This is a genomic window from Xanthomonas sp. JAI131, from assembly GCF_013410075.1.
Classification (GTDB): domain Bacteria; phylum Pseudomonadota; class Gammaproteobacteria; order Xanthomonadales; family Xanthomonadaceae; genus Xanthomonas_A; species Xanthomonas_A bonasiae.
Genome location: NZ_JACCCN010000002.1, coordinates 1 through 17,799 on the forward strand (window position 1 = coordinate 1; position 17,799 = coordinate 17,799).

The 17,799-nt window shown below is 70.1% G+C and carries 15 protein-coding genes; 7 read left to right on the forward strand and 8 right to left on the reverse strand.

Going from position 1 to position 17,799, the window contains the following annotated elements; translation table 11 throughout:
- A partial coding sequence (locus HDC36_RS23300; RefSeq protein ID WP_218848097.1) for a hypothetical protein occupies window positions 1-197 on the forward strand: 197 nt, incomplete at its 5' end.
- Window positions 198-205: 8 nt separating this feature from the next.
- Here the strand turns inward: HDC36_RS23300 and HDC36_RS06770 are convergent.
- Window positions 206-1,588 carry a glutamine synthetase family protein gene (locus tag HDC36_RS06770; RefSeq protein ID WP_179565699.1) on the reverse strand — a complete coding sequence of 461 codons (1,383 nt, stop codon included), beginning with the start codon at window positions 1,586-1,588 and terminating at the stop codon, window positions 206-208.
- A 13-nt stretch (window positions 1,589-1,601) separates the two neighbouring features.
- Window positions 1,602-2,357, reverse strand: coding sequence for a gamma-glutamyl-gamma-aminobutyrate hydrolase family protein (locus HDC36_RS06775; RefSeq protein ID WP_179565701.1), 756 nt, complete (start codon window positions 2,355-2,357; stop codon window positions 1,602-1,604).
- Window positions 2,358-2,615: 258 nt separating this feature from the next.
- Between HDC36_RS06775 and HDC36_RS06780 the strand changes: the two genes are divergently transcribed.
- The 3 genes from HDC36_RS06780 (at window position 2,616) to HDC36_RS06790 (ending at window position 6,799) form a co-directional block, all read left to right on the forward strand.
- Complete coding sequence (locus HDC36_RS06780) at window positions 2,616-3,995, forward strand: glutamine synthetase family protein (protein WP_179565703.1); 1,380 nt, start codon at window positions 2,616-2,618, stop codon at window positions 3,993-3,995.
- A gap of 119 nt (window positions 3,996-4,114) precedes the next feature.
- Entirely contained in the window at window positions 4,115-5,389 is a 1,275-nt protein-coding gene (locus HDC36_RS06785; RefSeq protein WP_218848099.1) for an FAD-binding oxidoreductase, read from the forward strand.
- A 105-nt stretch (window positions 5,390-5,494) separates the two neighbouring features.
- Window positions 5,495-6,799, forward strand: a complete 1,305-nt coding sequence (locus HDC36_RS06790) for a diguanylate cyclase (protein WP_179565705.1) — start codon at window positions 5,495-5,497, stop codon at window positions 6,797-6,799.
- A 16-nt stretch (window positions 6,800-6,815) separates the two neighbouring features.
- Here HDC36_RS06790 and HDC36_RS06795 read toward each other — a convergent pair whose 3' ends face one another.
- The 5 genes from HDC36_RS06795 to HDC36_RS06815 all read right to left on the reverse strand — a co-directional run bounded on the left by HDC36_RS06795 (window position 6,816) and on the right by HDC36_RS06815 (window position 13,300).
- Window positions 6,816-8,096 carry an MFS transporter gene (locus HDC36_RS06795; RefSeq protein ID WP_179565707.1) on the reverse strand — a complete coding sequence of 427 codons (1,281 nt, stop codon included), beginning with the start codon at window positions 8,094-8,096 and terminating at the stop codon, window positions 6,816-6,818.
- 75 nt (window positions 8,097-8,171) lie between these two features.
- A complete protein-coding gene (locus HDC36_RS06800) occupies window positions 8,172-8,420 on the reverse strand; it encodes a hypothetical protein (RefSeq protein WP_179565709.1) in 249 nt (82 codons plus the stop codon).
- Complete coding sequence (locus HDC36_RS06805; RefSeq protein WP_179565711.1) at window positions 8,410-10,758, reverse strand: FdhF/YdeP family oxidoreductase; 2,349 nt, start codon at window positions 10,756-10,758, stop codon at window positions 8,410-8,412. Before HDC36_RS06805 ends, HDC36_RS06800 begins: the two co-directional genes overlap by 11 nt.
- Entirely contained in the window at window positions 10,755-11,594 is an 840-nt protein-coding gene (fdhD, locus tag HDC36_RS06810; RefSeq protein ID WP_179565713.1) for a formate dehydrogenase accessory sulfurtransferase FdhD, read from the reverse strand. Before fdhD ends, HDC36_RS06805 begins: the two co-directional genes overlap by 4 nt.
- A 23-nt stretch (window positions 11,595-11,617) precedes the next feature.
- Window positions 11,618-13,300: an OFA family MFS transporter gene (locus tag HDC36_RS06815; protein WP_179565715.1), complete on the reverse strand. Its 1,683-nt coding sequence runs from the start codon at window positions 13,298-13,300 to the stop codon at window positions 11,618-11,620.
- Window positions 13,301-13,484: 184 nt separating this feature from the next.
- Between HDC36_RS06815 and HDC36_RS06820 the strand changes: the two genes are divergently transcribed.
- The 3 genes from HDC36_RS06820 to HDC36_RS06830 all read left to right on the forward strand — a co-directional run bounded on the left by HDC36_RS06820 (window position 13,485) and on the right by HDC36_RS06830 (window position 16,096).
- Complete coding sequence (locus HDC36_RS06820; RefSeq protein ID WP_179565717.1) at window positions 13,485-14,558, forward strand: helix-turn-helix transcriptional regulator; 1,074 nt, start codon at window positions 13,485-13,487, stop codon at window positions 14,556-14,558.
- A gap of 244 nt (window positions 14,559-14,802) precedes the next feature.
- Window positions 14,803-15,396, forward strand: a complete 594-nt coding sequence (locus HDC36_RS06825) for a hypothetical protein (protein ID WP_255432635.1) — start codon at window positions 14,803-14,805, stop codon at window positions 15,394-15,396.
- Between the two features lie 193 nt (window positions 15,397-15,589).
- Entirely contained in the window at window positions 15,590-16,096 is a 507-nt protein-coding gene (locus HDC36_RS06830; protein ID WP_179565719.1) for a DUF1203 domain-containing protein, read from the forward strand.
- A 132-nt stretch (window positions 16,097-16,228) separates the two neighbouring features.
- On the opposite strand, the gene HDC36_RS06835 is transcribed toward HDC36_RS06830, so the two are convergent.
- Entirely contained in the window at window positions 16,229-17,731 is a 1,503-nt protein-coding gene (locus HDC36_RS06835; protein ID WP_179565722.1) for an aldehyde dehydrogenase, read from the reverse strand.
- Window positions 17,732-17,799 lie beyond the last annotated feature (68 nt).

The following is a 17,799-nucleotide window of genomic DNA, read 5'->3' on the forward strand; positions in this document are numbered from 1 at the left end:
GCAGCCCCGACGGGCATTTTTCGATGGCACATCCATGTGCCAACGAAAAACGTCGCGCATCCTGCGCGCCGCCCTTCGGGTATTCGCCCGCCGGGTCTGCCGCGCTGAGGGGGCCCGGCAGATCAAACGCAAAGCAACAGCAACAGCAACAGCAACAGCTGGCGACTGCAGCCTTCTCGATCCGCCATCGCAAATAAGGGCGGACTCACACGTTCAACAACAGGAACTCCCGCTCCCACGAACTGATCACCCGGAAGAACGTTTCGTATTCCTTGCGCTTGACCGAAATGTAGGCGCGCACGAAACGCGGCCCCAGCATCTCCTGCAGCGGCGTACACCGCTCCAGCTCGTCCAGCGCCTCGCCCAGCGAACGCGGCAACTGGTAGCCCATCTCCTTGCCGTTGCCGCTGATCGGCGCGGTCGGCTCCAGCTTCTCGCGGATGCCCAGCAACCCGCAGGCCAGCGTCGCCGCCATCGCCAGATACGGATTGGCGTCGGAGCCAGCGAAGCGGCTCTCCACCCGCATGTTCTCGATCGTGTCGATCGGCACCCGCAGCCCGCAGGTGCGGTTGTCGAAACCCCACAGCACGTTGCTCGGCGACACCTCGCCGAACATCAGCCGGCGGTAGGAATTGACGTTCGGCGCCAGCACCGCCATCGCCATCGGCACGTACTTCTGCAACCCCGCCAGGTAGTGCGCGAAGGTGCGGCTGTACTCGCCGGCGCGGCGCCCGCTGAACACGTTCTTGCCGTGCTTGTCGACCAGGCTCTGGTGGATGTGCATCGCACTGCCCGGCTCGTTCTCCATCGGCTTGGCCAGGAACGTGGCGTAGACGCCGTGGCGCATCGCCGCCTCGCGCATCGTACGCTTGAACAGGAATACCTGGTCGGCGCGCGACAGCGCATCGGAATGGGTGAAGTTGACCTCCAGCTGCGCCGCGCCGGATTCGTGGATCAAGGTGTCCACGTCCAGTTCCATCGCGTCGCAGTAGTCGTACATCAGGTCCAGGATCGGGTCGAACTCGTTGACCGCGTCGATCGAGTACGACTGCCGCGCCGTCTCCGGCCGCCCCGAGCGGCCGGCCGGCGGCAGCAGCGGAAAGTCCGGATCGGTGTTCTTCTGCACCAGGAAGAACTCCAGCTCCGGCGCCACCACCGGCTTGAAACCGATCGCCGCATACGCCTGCAACACGCCGCGCAGCACGTTGCGCGGCGCCAGGTCGTGCGGCTGGCCGTCCTTGGTGTAACAGTCGTGGATCACCTGCGCGGTCGGGTCGGTGGCCCACGGCACCATCCGCACCGTATCCGGGTCCGGGCGCAGCTGCATGTCCGAGTCCGACGGCGAGGTCAGGTCGTAGTAGTCGTCGGGATACTCGCCGGTGACGGTGGTGGCGAAGATGCCCTCGGGCAGGCGCGTGCCGTAGTCGTGGGAGAACTTGGCCGCGGGAATGATCTTGCCGCGCGCGTTGCCGGTGATGTCCGGCACCAGGCACTCGACTTCGGTGATGTGGCGATCCTTCAGCCAACGGCGCAGCGAGCTTTCCTGCTGTTCGGGGGTATTCTTGCGGGAGCGCGGTCGGCTGGCCATGGGGGAATTCGATTCAGTGCGTGCGGCGAGCCGCGTAGTGGCGACAGGCATCGCCGAAGGATTGGAAGATGCCCAGGTAGAACGGGTCGTCGAGGACGCGCCATTCCGGATGCCACTGTACCCCCAGCAGGAAGCCGGGACCGATACCGCGGAACGCCTCGATCAATCCGTCCGGCGCGCGCGCCTCCACGATCAGGTCGCCGCCGAGCCGGGCCACGCCCTGCCCGTGCAGCGAGTTGACCCGCACCCGCTCCCTGCCGGCGATGTCCGCCAGCCAGCCGCCTTCGCTCAGGGTGACCTCGTGCACCGGCGCGTACTGCAGGTCCAGCGCGGCCTGGGTGTCCTCGCGATGGTCGGACAGGCCGGGCACCGCATGTACTTTCTGGTGCAGGCTGCCGCCCAGGGCCACGTTGACTTCCTGGAAGCCGCGGCAGATCGCCAGGATCGGCAGGCCGAGCGCGATCGCCTGCGGGATCAGGTCCAGCGTGTTGGCGTCGCGCGCCGGATCGTGCGGATTGCCGAGCCAGCTGGGTTCGTCGCCGTAGTGATGCGGTTCGATGTTGCTGACCGCGCCGGTCAGCAACAGGCCGTCCAGCCGCGCCAGCCAGTCGCGCGGTGCGACCGGCGGCTGCAGCGACGGCAGCAGCACCGGCGTCACGCCGGCGCCATCGACCGCTGCACGCAGATACTTTTCTCCAGCGACCAGGAACGGATGCTGGCCGATGAGCTTGCGATCGGTCGACAGGCCGACCAGGGGCGATACAGCCATGCGAAGAGCTCGTGTGGCGTCGTCGCAAGTTACCCCGGGCGTTTTATTTTTACAACACGCCACAGCGGCGCCTGGCGGCCAGCACGGGCGTACGGCCACTGCCCATATCCGGCGCAGCGCGCTTTGTTACAGGATCGGGACGGCGGACGCGCAGATGCGGCGCCCGTCGCGTCCACGCTGCCGGCGCATCGGCCTGTTGAGTATTCTTGACGCGAACCCGGCTCTGCTAAGCTCGTCGCACTCCCGCAGGCCGCCACCATGACCCGCACCCACGACGCTCCGCCCCTGCCCCCGGACGCCGCCCAGGCCCTGCAACGCATCCCCGGCTGCGAACAGATCGACCTGCTGCTGCCGGACAGCAATGGCCTGCTGCGCGGCAAGCGCATCGCCCGCGACGCGCTGGAAAAGGTCTATCGCGACGGCGTATGCCTGCCGATGTCGCTGATCGCCACCGACATCACCGGCAATACGGTCGAGGAAACCGGCCTGGGCTACGACATCGGCGACGAGGACCGGCTGTGCTTCCCGGTCCCCGGCACGCTGCAGCCGGTGCCGTGGGCGCCGGTGCCCTCGGCGCAGTTGCTGCTGGCGATGCGCGACGGCGCCGGCGACCCGCTGGACATCGCCCCGCGCGAAGTGCTGGCGCGGGTGCTGGCGCGGCTGCGCGCGCGCGGGCTGACTCCGGTGATCGCGGTGGAACTGGAGTTCTACCTGTTCGATCCGCGCGCCGACGCCGACGGCCGGCCGCAACCGCCGCTGCAGGCGCACACCGGGCTGCGCAACGACAGCACCCAGGTCTATTACATGCAGGAGCTGGACGACCAGCGCGGCTTCACCGACGCGGTCGCGCAGGCCTGCCGCGCGCAGGGCATCCCCGCCGATACCGCGGTCGCCGAGTACGCGCCCGGCCAGTTCGAGATCAACCTCAAGCACCGCGGCGACGCGCTGGCCGCCTGCGACGACGCGCTGATGCTCAAGCGCGCGATCAAGGCGATCGCGCAGCAGCAGGGCCTGCTCGCCAGCTTCATGGCCAAGCCGTTCGCCGCGCAGTCCGGCAGCGGCCTGCACCTGCACGTGAGCGTGCTCGACGACGCCGGCGACAACGTCTTCGCCGGCACGCCGCAGGCGCCGGCCGACGCATTGCGCCATGCCATCGGCGGCCTGCAGCGCAGCGCCGACGACTGCCTGCTGCTGTTCGCCCCGCACGCCAACAGCTACCGCCGCTTCGTGCCCAATGCGTTCGTGCCGCTCAACGACAGCTGGGGCTTCAACAACCGCACCGTGGCGATGCGGGTGCCGTACAGCGATCCGGCCAATACCCGCATCGAGCACCGCATCGCCGGCGCCGACGCCAATCCATACCTGGTCGCCGCGGCGGTGCTGGCCGGCATCGAGCACGGCCTGCAGCATGGCTTCGACCCGGGTCCGCCGGTACAGGGCAACGCCTACGCACAGACCGAGATCCGCCATCCGGACTGGCGCGGCGCGATCGCCGGATTCCTCGCCAGCGACTTCGTCGCCGATCGGTTCGGCGCCCGCTTCCGCCACGTCTACGGCCAGCAGAAACGCCGCGAGATGCTGGATTTCCATGCGCAGGTGAGCGATCTGGATTACCGGTGGTATTTGCGTACGGTGTGAGGGGCCGGGATTCGGCATTGGGGATTGGGGATTCGTAGAAGCGACATTCCCGCCACCCGCCTTCCATGCAGCCAGGCGCTTTGAATCCCCAATCCCCAATCTCGAATCCCCGCCCCTCAATGCCCCAGCCCTCCCGCAACTGGTACACCGACAGCGCCACGCCACTGCCGCCGCAGCCGCCGCTGCGCGGCCAGGTGCGGGCCGACGTGTGCATTCTCGGCGCCGGCTATACCGGGTTGAGCGCGGCGCTGGCGCTGGCCGAGGCCGGTTATCAGGTCGCGATCGTGGAAGCGCAGCGTGTGGGCTGGGGCGCGTCCGGGCGCAACGGCGGCCAGGCCATCGTCGGCTACGGCTGCGAGCAGCACACGCTGGAAACGCTGCTCGGCAGCGCCGAGGCGCGGCTGCTGTTCGATTTCTCGCGCGACGGCATGCAGCTGCTGCGCGACCGCATCCAGCGCCACGCCATCGCCTGCGACTGGCGCGACGGCCATGCGCACGTGGCGATCAAGCCGCGCCAGGTGCGTGCGTTGCAGGCCGGCATCGTCGAGATGGCGCAGCGCTACGACTATCCGCTGCAGTGGTGGGACCGCGACCAGTTGCGCGCACACCTGCGCAGCGAGCGCTACCTGGGCGCGATGTACGACCCGGCCAGCGGCCACCTGCACCCGCTCGAATACGCGCACGGGCTGGCGCGCGCGGCGCTGGCCGCCGGCGTGCGCATCTACGAGCACTCGCCGGTGACCGCGCTGGTGCGCGGCGCGCAGCCGATCCTGCGCAGCGCGCACGGCGAGGTGCAGGCCGATTTCGCGGTGCTGGCCGGCAACGCCTGGCTGCGCGGCATCGCGCCGGAACTGGAATCGCGGATCATGCCGGTCGGCACCTACATCGGCGCCAGCGCGCCGCTGGGCGCGGCGCTGGCGCGCGAACTGATCGGCAACGACATGGCGGTGGCCGACGTGAACTGGGCGCTGGACTATTTCCGCCTCAGCCGCGACCACCGCCTGCTGTTCGGCGGCCGCGCCAGCTATTCCTCGCTGCCGCCGCCGGGCCTGCGCGGGGTCATGACCCGGCGCATGCGCCGGGTGTTCCCGCAGCTGCGCGAGGTCGCGCTGGACTACGTGTGGGGCGGCTATGTCGACATCACCCGCAACCGCGCCCCGCACTGGGGCCGGCTGACCCCGAACGTGTACTTCGCGCAGGGCTTTTCCGGCCATGGCGTGGCCGCCACCGGCCTGGCCGGCGACGCCATCGCCGCGGCCATCGCCGGGCAGTCGCAGCGCCTGGACCTGTTCGCCAGGATTCCGCACGCGCCGTTCCCCGGCGGCCGTGCGTTGCGCACGCCGCTGCTGGTGGCGGCGATGTCCTGGTACAAGCTGCGCGACGCGCTGTGGTGAGCGCGCCGCGGCGGCGGCATGTCGCCGCCGCCGGACGGCCTAAAGTTGCCCGCGGCACGGCCGCTAACTGAGGTCTACTCCCCAAGGGCGCCTTGCGCGGCTCGCATGCTGCAACCGTTGCCGGCCTACCCGATCGCCAGCGAAAGCGCGGCTGCCCAGCAGCGCATCCTGCTGGTGGAGAATTCGCGCACGTTCACCGGCCTGCTGCGCGAAGCGATCGAGCAGCGGGTGGAACTGCCGGTCACCGTGGTCTCGACCCTGGCCGAAGCGGCGCACGCACTGGACGACGGCGGCTCCTGGTTCCTGGCCCTGACCGGCCTGGTGCTGGCCGACGGCGACCGCGACACGGTGGTGGATTTCTTCGTCGCCCGCGGCCTGCCCACGGTGGTGGTCAGCGGGGTCTACGACGAGAGCCTGCGCAAGCGCGTGCTGACCCAGCAGATCATCGACTTCGTGCTGAAGAACGCGCCCGGCAGCATCGATTACCTGGCCTGGCTGGTGCAGCGGTTGGCGCGCAACCGCAGCATCGCCGCGCTGGTGGTGGACGATTCGCGCTCGGCCCGCGCCTACGCCGCGAGCCTGCTGGCGATGTATGGCTACCAGGTGGTGGAAGCCGCCGACGGCGCCGCCGGACTGAAGGCGGTGGAGGCCAATCCGGCGATCCGCCTGGCGGTGGTGGACCAGGAAATGCCGGGCATGGAAGGGGTGGAATTCACCCGCCGGCTGCGCGCGATCCGCGCCCGCGACAAGCTGGCGGTGATCGGCCTGTCCGGCAACAGCGACCCGTCGCTGGTGCCGCGCTTCCTCAAGAACGGCGCCAACGATTTCCTGCGCAAGCCCTTCTCGCGCGAAGAGTTCTTCTGCCGCGTGTCGCAGAACGTGGACCAGCTGGAACTGATCGGCACGCTGCAGGACCTGGCCACCCGCGACTTCCTCACCGGCCTGCCCAACCGCCGGCATTTCCTGGAACAGAGCCAGCGCCTGCTGCCGCAATGGCTGGCGCGCAGCGACACGGTCAGCGTGGCGATGCTCGACATCGACCACTTCAAGCACATCAACGACAGCTGGGGCCACGAGGCCGGCGACGACGCGCTGCGCGCGGTGGCGGCGACGGTGGCCGCGCATGCGCGCCCGCAGGACCTGGTGGCGCGCTTCGGCGGCGAGGAATTCTGCATGCTGGTGCCGGGCCTGGACGCGGCGGCGGCCGGCGCCTATTTCGAGACCCTGCGCCAGCGCATCGATACGCTGCAGGTGCAGGTGGGCGGGCAGGCCCTGCGCATCACCATCAGCATCGGCGTATGCACCAGCGACGCGCGCCGCGATGCGCTGCATCCGCTCTTGGCCGAGGCCGACAAGCACCTGTACCTGGCCAAGGCCGGCGGCCGCAACCGGGTCGAGCACGCCGCCTGAGCGCGCGCGTGCGGCCTCAGCGGCGCCTGGCGCCGATCACCAGCAGCGCCAGCAGGCTCAGCGCCGCGCCGGCACTGAGGTAGTAGCCGACCCACGGCAGGCCGTAGTGCTTGGCCAGCCAGCTGGCCACGTACGGCGCCGGCGCCGCACCGATGATGCCGGCCAGGTTGAACGACATCGAGGCGCCGGTGTAACGCACCGGCACCGGATACAGCTCGGCCAGCAAGGTGCCGCAGGGCCCGTAGGTCAGGCCCATGAACAACGACCCCAGCGACAGGAACGCCAGCAGCTGCCACGGATGCGCAGCGCTGAACAGCGGCGCGAAGCCCAGCCCGAACAGGACGATGACGAGCCCGGCCGCGATCATCGCGCGGTGCGTGCCGTAGCGGTCGCCGTAGTGCGCCGACAGCGGAATGCCGGCGGCGAAGAACAGGATGCCGACCATCTGCAACAGCAGGAACTGCTCGCGGCCGTAGCCGAGCACCGCGGTGCCGTAGCCCAGCGCGAACACCGTCATCAGGTAGAACAGCATGAAGGTCGCGAACACGCCGAAGGTGCCGAGCAGCAGCGCGCCGGCATGCCGCGACAGCACCGTCCACATCGGCAACGCCACCCGCTCCTTGCGTTCCAGCGCCTTCTGGAAATCCGGGGTTTCGTGGATGCGCAGGCGCACCCACAGCCCGGTCACCACCAGCAGAGCGCTGGCCACGAACGGGATGCGCCAGCCCCAGCCCATGAACTGCGCATCGTCCAGCACCGCATCCAGCAGCAGGAAGATCCCGGAGGACAGCAGGAAGCCCAGCGGCGCGCCCAGCTGGGGGAACATGCCGTACCAGGCGCGCTTGCCCGGCGGCGCGTTCTCGGTGGCCAGCAACACCGCCCCGCCCCATTCGCCGCCCAGGCCCAGGCCCTGGCCGAAGCGGCACAGCGCCAGCAGCGCCGGCGCCCACATACCGATGCTGGCGTAGCTGGGCAACAGCCCGATCACCACCGTGGACAGGCCCATGGTCAGCAGCGCCGCGACCAGCGTCGCCTTGCGCCCGATGCGGTCGCCGAAATGGCCGAACAGCGCCGAGCCGACCGGCCGCGCCACGAACGCCACCGCGAACGTGGCCAGCGACTGCAGCCGCGCCGCGTCGGCGTCGCCCTCGGGGAAGAACAGCTTCGGGAACACCAGCACCGCGGCGGTGGCGTAGATGTAGAAATCGAAGAACTCGATGGTGGTGCCGACCAGGCTGGCCAACAGCACGCGGCGCGGCGAATTGACGGGCGAAGCGGGAAGCGCGGCAGCGGTCATGGAAGCGGCATCGACGGGAAACCGCCCGATTCTGGCAGATCGGCCGCGGCGCCGCAGCGCCATGCCGCTTCGCGCTCAGCGCGGCAGTTGCGCGCGACCGGCGGCGGTCAGCACCGCCACCTCGCGCTCGCCGCGCGTCTCCACCCGGATCCAGCCCGGCCCCGCGCGCCCGTCGAGGGTGGCCTCGCCCAGCCAGGCCAGGGTCCGCAGCAGCACGCTCATGCGCACGCCGAGGCGCTTGCACAGCCGCGCCAGGGCGATCCCCTCCGGCTCCGGCGCCAATGCCTCGAACAGCGCCCGGGTCAGCGCCGGATCAGCGGACAAGCGCCACGCCGATGTCGCGCGGTGCCGCGTCGGCGGCCTCGGCCAGGTGCGGCGTCACCACCACCGGGATCGACTTGGAGGTCGGCGTGCGCGCCTCGTCGGCGAAGCTGGACAACGGCACCAGGCCGTTGGTTTCCGGGTAGTACGCGGCCAGGCAGCCGCGCGGGATGTTGTACTCGACCAGCAGGAAGCGCTTGGCCCGGCGCTGCACGCCATCCTCGCCGAGGCTTTCCAGGTCCACCCAGGCGCCGGCCTGCAGTCCCAGGTCGGCGATGTCGGCGGAGTTGATGAACAGCACCCGGCGCTCGCCGAACACGCCGCGGTAGCGGTCGTCCAGGCCGTAGATGGTGGTGTTGTACTGGTCGTGCGAGCGCGTGGTGGCCAGGGTGAACACCGGTTGCTCGGGGCGCTGGCGGCGCGCGCGGTGGATCGGGTTGTCGGTGGGCACCGCGTGCGCCTTGAACACCGCGCGCCCTTCCGGCGTCTCCCACACGCGGTCGCGTGCGGTGTTGGACAGGCGGAAACCGCCGGGCACCCGCACCCGCGTGTTGAAGTCGGCGAAATCCTCGAACACCTGCGCGATCAGGTCGCGGATGCGGTCGTAGTCGGCGACCAGCCAGCGCCAGCGGATCGCGCTGCGCGTGCCGAGCGTGGCCTCGGCCAGGCGCGCGACGATCGCCGGCTCCGACAGCAGCTCCGGCGACGCCGGCGGATTGATGCCGGCCGACAGGTGCACCATGCTCATCGAATCCTCGACGCTGACGCTCTGCGGCCCGCCCTCCTGGATGTCGATCTCGGTGCGCCCCAGGCACGGCAGGATCAGCGCGTCGCGGCCGTGCACCAGGTGGCTGCGGTTGAGCTTGGTGGTCACGTGCACGGTGAGGTCGCAGCGGCGCAGCGCGCGATGCGTGGCGTCGGTATCGGGGGTGGCGGTGGCGAAGTTGCCGCCCATGCCGAAGAAGGTCCTGGCGCGGCCGTCCAGCATGGCCTCGATCGCGCCGACGGTGTCGAAACCGGATGCGCGCGGCGGATCGAACCCGAACACCGCCTGCAGCCGGTCCAGGAACGCGGCCGGCGGCTTCTCGTAGATCATCATCGTGCGATCGCCCTGCACGTTGCTGTGGCCGCGCACCGGGCAGGCGCCGGCGCCGGGGCGGCCCAGATGGCCGCGCAGCAGCAGCAGGTTGGCGATCATGTGGATCGTGGCCACCGAATGCTTGTGCTGGGTGATGCCCATGCCCCAGCAGGCGATCAGCCGTTCGGATTTCAGGTAGATCTCGCCGGCGCGGCGCAGCTCGGCCTCGCTCAGCCCGGACTCCTCGACGATGGTCGCCCACGGTTCGGCGATCACGTCCGCGGCGAAGGCGTCGAAGTTGGCGGTGTGCTGGGTGATGAACTGCAGATCCAGCAGGCGCGGTTGCGCCGCGCGCGCGGCCTCGGCATCGCGCTCGAGCACGTGCTTGATGATGCCCTTGACCGCGGCCAGGTCGCCACCGATCTTCAGCTGGAAATAATCCGACGAAATCCGCGTCGAACCGTTGTGCAGCATCTGCAGCTTGTCCTGCGGATCGGCGAACTTCTCCAGGCCGCGCTCGCGCAGCGGATTGAACGACACGATCGCCGCACCGCGCTTGGCCGCCTGGCGCAGCTCGCCGAGCATGCGCGGGTGGTTGGTGCCGGGATTCTGGCCGAAGATGAAGATCGCGTCGGCCAGCTCGAAGTCGTGCAGCGACACCGTGCCCTTGCCGACCCCGATCTGCGACTTGAGCGCGGTGCCCGACGGCTCGTGGCACATGTTCGAACAGTCGGGAAAGTTGTTGGTGCCGAACTCGCGCACGAACAGCTGGTACAGGAACGCGGCCTCGTTGCTGGTGCGCCCGGAGGTGTAGAAGATCGCCTCGTCCGGCGAGGCCAGGCCGTTGAGGTGCGCGGCGATCAGCGCGAACGCCTCGTCCCAGCCCACCGGCACGTAGTGGTCGCTGGCGCTGTCGTAGCGCAGCGGATGGGTCAGCCGGCCCTGCCCTTCCAGCCAGTAGTCGCTGTACTTGGCCAGCTGCGCGACGCTGTGCTGCGCGAACAGTTCCGGCGTGGCGCGGCGCGCGGTGGCTTCGGCGGCCACCGCCTTGGCGCCGTTCTCGCAGAACTCGAAGGTCGAGGTGTGGTCGCGGTCGGGCCAGGCGCAGCCGGGGCAGTCGAAGCCGTCGGGCTGGTTGGCGTGCAACAGGGTCTTGGCCCCCTGCACCGCCACGTCCTGCTGCAGCAGGTGGGTGGCGACGGCGCGCAACGCGCCCCAGCCGCCGGCCGGCTGCGTATAGGGTTGGATGGTTTTCTTGCTCATGCGGGCTCTCCGGCGTGCTCGGCCTGGTGCAGGCGCTGCGGATGGCTGTAGACGACGTAATCGTGGTCGCGGGCGAAACCGATCAGGGTCAGGCCGGCGCTGTCGGCCAGCGCGATCGCCAGCGCGGTGGGTGCGGAAATGGCGGCCAGCAGCGGGATGCCGGCCTGGGCGGCCTTCATCGCCATCTCGTAGCTGGCGCGGCTGGTGACCACGGCGAAACCGCTGGCCGGGTCCAGGCCGGCGCTGGCCAGCGCGCCGATCAGCTTGTCCAGCGCGTTGTGCCGGCCCACGTCCTCGCGCGCCAGCTGCACGCATCCGTCGGCGTCGGCCCATCCGGCGGCGTGGGTGGCGCCGGTGATCGCGTTGAGCGGTTGCTGCTGGCGCAGCTCGCGCAAGGCCCGCGCCAGCGCCGCCGGCGCGATCGCGACGCCGGCCGGCAACGGCCGCGGCGCGCGCAGCACCGCCTCGATCGATTCGCTGCCGCACACCCCGCAGCCGCTGCGGCCCTGCAGGTTGCGGCGTCGCGACTGCAGCGCCGCGGCATGTGCGGGCGGGATCTGCAGTTGCAGCGAAACCCCTTCCAGGAAGGTATCCACGCTGGCGATCCGCAACTGCGCCGGATCCTCGACGATGCCCTCGCTGAGCGAAAAGCCCAGCGCGAAGTCGTGCAGGTCTTCCGGAGTGGCCATCATCACCACGAACGGCTCGCCGTTGTAGGCGAACGCCACCGGCACCTCGGCCGCCACCAGGTCCTGGGTGAGCGCGGTGCGCCCGTCGCGATGGCGACGCACGCCGCGCGCGACGGCGCCGGGCCGGGAAGACGCACGCGAGTACATGGTGACGCCTCCCTTCCGCAAATTCAGTGGAACAGCACGAACGCCTTCTGCAAGGTGACCCAGATGCCCCACAGCATCGGCACCCCGACCGCCAGCCAGGCCAGCGCCACCAGCAGCGGATTGCCGCCGTGGCCGACCTGCGCCAGCTGCGCCGCATCCAGCGCCGCGCCGCCGTTGCTGCCGACCTTCTCGTGCGCCAGCTGCTTCTCCGCAGCCAGTTCCTGCGCGGTCATGAAGTGCCTGGCCGCCACCGGCCGCACCAGCAGGTTGCAGATCAGGCCCAGCACCAGCATCCCGGCCAGGATGTACATGGTGGTGTTGTACACCTGTGACGGCGGCACGCCCAGGCCCAGCTGGTATTCGCGCATGTAGCCCACCACCACCGGGCCGAGGATGCCGGCGGTGGCCCAGGCGGTCAGCAGGCGGCCATGGATCGCGCCGACCATCTGGGTGCCGAACAGGTCGGCCAGGTAGGCCGGAATGGTGGCGAAGCCGCCGCCGTACATCGACAGGATCACGCAGAAGATGCCGACGAACAGCGCGCTGCCGCCGACCTTGCCGGCCCACGGCGCCGCCGCGTACAGGGCGATGCCGAGCACGAAGAACACGCTGTAGGTGTGCTTGCGGCCGAGCTTGTCGGACATGCTGGCCCAGAAGAAGCGCCCGCCGATGTTGAACAGGCTGAGCAGGCCGGTGAAGCCGGCGGCGATCGCGGCGATGGCCGCCAGCTGCGCGGTGTCCAGGCTGCCGAAGCCGGCGTCCACGCCGATCAGGCGTCCGCCGAACACTTCCTGCAGCATCGGCGAGGCCATGCCGATCACGCCGATGCCGGCCGACACGTTCAGGCACAGCACGCCCCACAGCAGCCAGAACTGCGGGATGCCCCAGACCTTCCTCACGTGCACGTGGTGGGCGGTGATCATCGCGTTGGCGCTGGCCGCCGGCGCGGTCCAGCCGGCCGGCGTCCAACCGCTCGGCGGCACCCGGTAGCCGAACGCACCGGCCATCATGAACACGAAATACAGCGCCGCCATGACCAGAAAGGTCTCCTTCACCCCGACCGAGTCGAGGCCGGCGAAGTGGCGCATCAGCGCATCGGCCAGCGGGCTGCCGATCATCGCACCGCCGCCGAAGCCCATGATCGCCATGCCGGTGGCCATGCCGCGGCGGTCCGGGAACCACTTGATCAGGGTCGAGACCGGCGAGATGTAACCCAGCCCCAGGCCGATGCCGCCGATCACGCCCGAGCCCAGCCACAGCAGCCAGATCTGGTGCAGATGGATGCCCAGCGCCGAGATCACCAACCCGCCGCACCAGCACAGCGCCGAGACCACGCCGGCCTTGCGCGGCCCGGCGCGTTCCAGCCACCCGCCCCACAGCGCCGCCGAACAGCCCAGCAGCACGAAGAACAGCGTGTACATCCACTGCAGCTCGCTGATCTTCCAGTCGCAGCTGGCCGACACGATTCGCGCCAGGAAGCCCATGTCCGCCGGACACGCCACCGCTTCGGTGATCCCCAGCGCCTTGGACAACGGCAACCAGAACACGCTGAAGCCGTAGGCCATGCCGATGCACAGATGGATCGCCAGCGCGGCCGGCGGCACCAGCCAGCGGTTGAAGCCCGGCCCGGCGACGATGCGTTCCTTCGCCAGCAGGCCGGTATGGGCCGTGTGCGCGGCGCTGGCCGCGCTACTCGAGTCGCTCATTCGATTCCCCTCCGGTGCAGCGGCGTCTTATGTGATGGAGCGCATATCGGCGATCGGACATGGCCTCTTCGGCGGCACGGCCGGCGCAAGGCGCGCGGCGAGCGTAGTACGAAAGCACGATGGCGCCGAGCATCGGATGGTCTAATAATCGGCTGTAGAAAGCCTATTGCGAGCCGCAACCCGCGTGTACAAGGTGACCATCCAGCCGCAATGGGAACTGCACACCGAGGATGGGCAGCGCCTGCCGCCGCGGCTGGCGGAACTGCTGCTGGCGATCCGCGACACCGGTTCGCTGGCCGCGGCCTGCCGCCAGACCGGGCTGTCCTACCGCTATGCCTGGGGCACGCTGCGCGAGGCGCGGCGCCTGTTCGGGCAGCCGCTGCTGCGCGCCACCCGCGGCCGCGGCGCCAGCCTGGCGCCGATCGGCGAGCGCCTGGTGTGGGCCGAGCAGCGCATCGCCGCACGCCTGGCGCCGACCCTGCAGAGCCTGGCCAGCGAGTTGGAGACCGAACTGGAGCGCGTGTTCCGGCAGGAAGCGGCGCCGCTGCGCCTGCACGCCTCGCATGGCTTCGGGGTGGAGACGCTGCGCCGCTGCATGGTCCTGGCCGGCGCGCCGCTGGAACTGAAATACCGCAGCCCGGACGATGCCCTGGCCGCGCTGCGCAACGACGCCTGCGACCTGGCCAGCCTGCACCTGCCGATCGGCGAACTGGAGAACGAACTGCTCGCGCACTACCGCGACCGGCTCGATCCGCACGGCGATTGCGTGCTGCACCTGGCCACGCGCACCCAGGGCCTGTTGCTGGCGCCCGGCAATCCCAAACGCATCCATGCCCTGCCCGACCTGTTGCGCGCCGACGTGCGTTTCATCCATCGCCAACCCGGCTCGGGCACGCGCCTGCTGCTGGAATGCCTGCTGGCGCAGCAAGGCCTGCCGCTGAGCGCCCTGCATGGCGCCGACATGGAGGAACTGACCCATGCCGCGGTCGCCGCCTACGTCGCCAGCGGCCTGGCCGATGCCGGCTTCGGCCTGGAACCGCCGGCGCGGCGCTACGGCCTGGACTTCATCCCGCTCGCCAGCGAGCGCTATTTCCTGCTGTGCCGCCGCGAGGCGCTGGACAGCGGCCGTCTGGCGCCGATCGTGGACCTGCTGCGCAGCGACACGTTCCAGCACGAACTCGGCCTGCTGCCCGGCTACGACGCGCACGATTGCGGGCGGGTACAGGGAGTGGCGGAAGCCTTTGCCGGGCTGGTGTGATTCGGGATTCGGGATTGCGAAGCAGGCGGCGGAGCGCCTGCGCCCGGGCCGTTCGGCGCTTCTTGTGGGAGGGACTTCAGTCCCGACGCTCTTGGCGGCCACGCCTGCTCGGCACCAGGACGCTGCGGCAGATCAGCGCAGGAAACGACATCGCGCAGCGGCGCGCTGGCGGCGCCATCCGGCCGTTCGCGTGCCGCGTCGGTTAGGCTTTGCGCCCCTCAACATCCGAAACGCTCCCATGCCAATGCCGATGTCGCTCCGCGTCGCCGCAGCTGTCGGCCTCCTGCTGCTCGCCACGCACGGCGCCCGCGCCGCCGACCTGCCCGCCGACCTGCTGCGCCAGCTGCCGGCCGGCTACCTGCCGCTGGAACAGCTGCGCACCGACCTGGACGGAGACGGCCGCGCCGACTACCTGGTGGCGCTGCAGCAACGCGGCGAAGCCGAGCGCGAACCGGCGCCGGCACGGCCGCTGCTGATCTTCGTGCAGCAGGCCGACGGCCACTACCGGCTGGCCGCGCGCAACGACCACGTGGTGCTCAAGCGCGACGATGGCGGCCAGTGCGACCCGTTCACCGACAGCGACGATCCGTTCGCGGCCAAGGGCCGCTACTTCACCGTGCAGAACGGCGTCTCCTGCGGCCAGCACTGGACCGACTTCATCACCTTCCGCTACGTGCCCGAGCGCAAGACCTGGCTGTTCCACAAGCGCATCCAGCAGAGCTGGCAGCTGAATTCGGATCCGTCGCCGGACGCCGACGCGCTGAAGAAGTCCACGGACAAGGTGGACGCCGCCGATCCCAAACATCCGCTCACCTTTGCCGAGTACGTGCCGGACTGAGTCCGCACGCGACCCCACGCACGTCACTGCCCGCGCTCTTTCGCTGTTAGCCCGGGGCGCAGCGACGGCGCGGCTGCGACCGGCACCGCGCCCGATCGAGGCACGCGCGGCGGCCGCTGCCGTGTCCGAATCCGGCCAGCGCGGCGCCGCGGCGGCGCGCACGCTATGCGCCCGATCTTCTCTTGGAGCGCATATGTCCAGCTTCGTCTGCGTCGGCCTGCCCGCCGCACCGTTCGCACCGCTGTTCGACCTCGACGATGCGCAGTTGCACGCGCACGGCGCGCGCCGCGTCCGCGCCGACCAGACCCCGGGCTTCCCATGCCGGATCAGCCTGGAAGACGCGCAGCCCGGCGAGGACCTGTTGCTGCTGCACTACCTGCACCAGCCGGCCGACACGCCGTACCGTGCCGCCGGGCCGATCTACGTGCGCCGCCACGTGCAGACTGCGACGGTGGCGCCAGGCCAGGTGCCCGACGCGATCCGCAGGCGCCTGATCTCGCTGCGCGGCTACGATGCGGCCGACATGATGGTCGCCGCCGACGTGCATGCCGGCGAAACGATCGCAGCCGCGATCGTGCAGGCCTTCGCCGATCCGCACGTGCGTTATCTGCATCTGCACAATGCGCGCCAGGGCTGTTTCGCCTGCCGCGTGGAGCGGGTTTCCGAGCCGGGATTTCGGGAGTCGGGAGTCGGGATGTGACCGGCCGCGTCCTGCAGGAGGGGCTTCAGCCCCGACGCGTTACCGGCAAGGCGTCGGGGCCGAAGCCCCTCCTACAGAACAGCGCAATGCTGCGCACTTGCCAATCCCCACTCCCGAATCCCCAATCCCGGCTCAAACCGCCAGATTGATCCAGGTCGCCTTCATCTCGGTGTACTTGTCGAACGCATGCAGCGACTTGTCGCGGCCGTTGCCCGATTGCTTGTAGCCGCCGAACGGCGCGGTCATGTCGCCGCCGTCCCAGTAGTTCACCCAGACGCTGCCGGCGCGCAGCTTGCGCGCCACCCGGTGCGCGCGGCCGATGTCGCGGGTCCACACGCCCGCGGCCAGGCCGTAGTCGCTGTCGTTGGCCATGCGCAGCGCGTGCGCCTCGTCGTCGAAGGCGATCACCGACAGCACCGGGCCGAAGATCTCCTCGCGGGCGATGGTGTGCTCGTGGCCGACCTCGTCGAAGATGGTCGGCTCCACGTAGCAGCCGCCGGCGACCACCTCCACGCGCTTGCCGCCGAGCAGCAACCGTGCGCCTTCCTCGTTGCCGCGCGCGATGTAGTCGAGCACGCGGTGGGTCTGCGCCTCGTCCACCAGCGCACCCATCGCCGCGTCGTCGTCGAACGGGTGCCGCGGCTGCAGCGCGCGCCCGGCGGCGACCACGCGGGCCACGAACTCGTCCTTGATCGAGCGCTCCACCAGCAAGCGCGAGGCCGCGGTGCAGACCTCGCCCTGGTTGTAGAAGATCGCGCCGGCCGCGGCCTGCGCCGCCTGCTCCAGGTCCGGCGCGTCGGCGAACACCAGGTTCGGGCTCTTGCCGCCGCATTCCATGTAGGCGCGTTTCATGTTCGACAGCCCGGCGCATTGCAGCAGGCGCTTGCCGACCGCGGTGGACCCGGTGAACACCAGGCCGTCCACGTCCATGTGCAGCGCCAGCGGCTCGCCGGCGCCCTTGCCGAAGCCGGGCACCACGTTGAACACGCCATCGGGGATGCCGGCCTCGGCCACCAGCTCGGCCAGGCGCAGCGCGCTCAGCGGCGATTTCTCCGAGGGCTTGAGCACCACCGAATTGCCCGCCGCCAGCGCCGGGGCGATCTTCCACGCGGCCATCAGCAGCGGGAAATTCCATGGCACGATCGCGCCGACCACGCCCAGCGGCTCGCGGGTGATCAGGCCCAGCTCGTCCTGCCCGGTCGGCGCCACCTCGCCGTAGACCTTGTCCAGCGCCTCGCCGGTCCAGGCCAGGCAGCGCACCGTGGCCGCCACGTCCACGCTGCGCGCGTCGCGCACCGGCTTGCCCATGTCCAGCGATTCCAGCAGTGCCAGCTCGTCGGCATGCTGTTCGACCAACTGCGCCAGTTTCAGCAGGGTCTTCTTGCGCTGCGCCGGCTTGGCCTGCGACCAGTGCCCGGCATCGAAACTGCGCCGCGCCGCGGCGACCGCGCGCTCGATGTCCTCGGCCTCGCCCTCGGCGACCCGGCCGAGCACGCGGCCGTCGATCGGGCTGATGCAGTCGAAGGTCTTGCCGCTGGCCGCGGCGACGTAGCGTCCGTCGATGAAGGCCTGGGTGCGCAGCTGCAGCGCGTCGGCCATCGCCTGCCAGGCATCGCGTGTGCGGGGTGCGGTCATCGGAAGCTCCGGATCGGGAGGAAGGAACGGATCTGCGGGTCGTGCGGCCGCGGCGAGGCGGCAGCAAG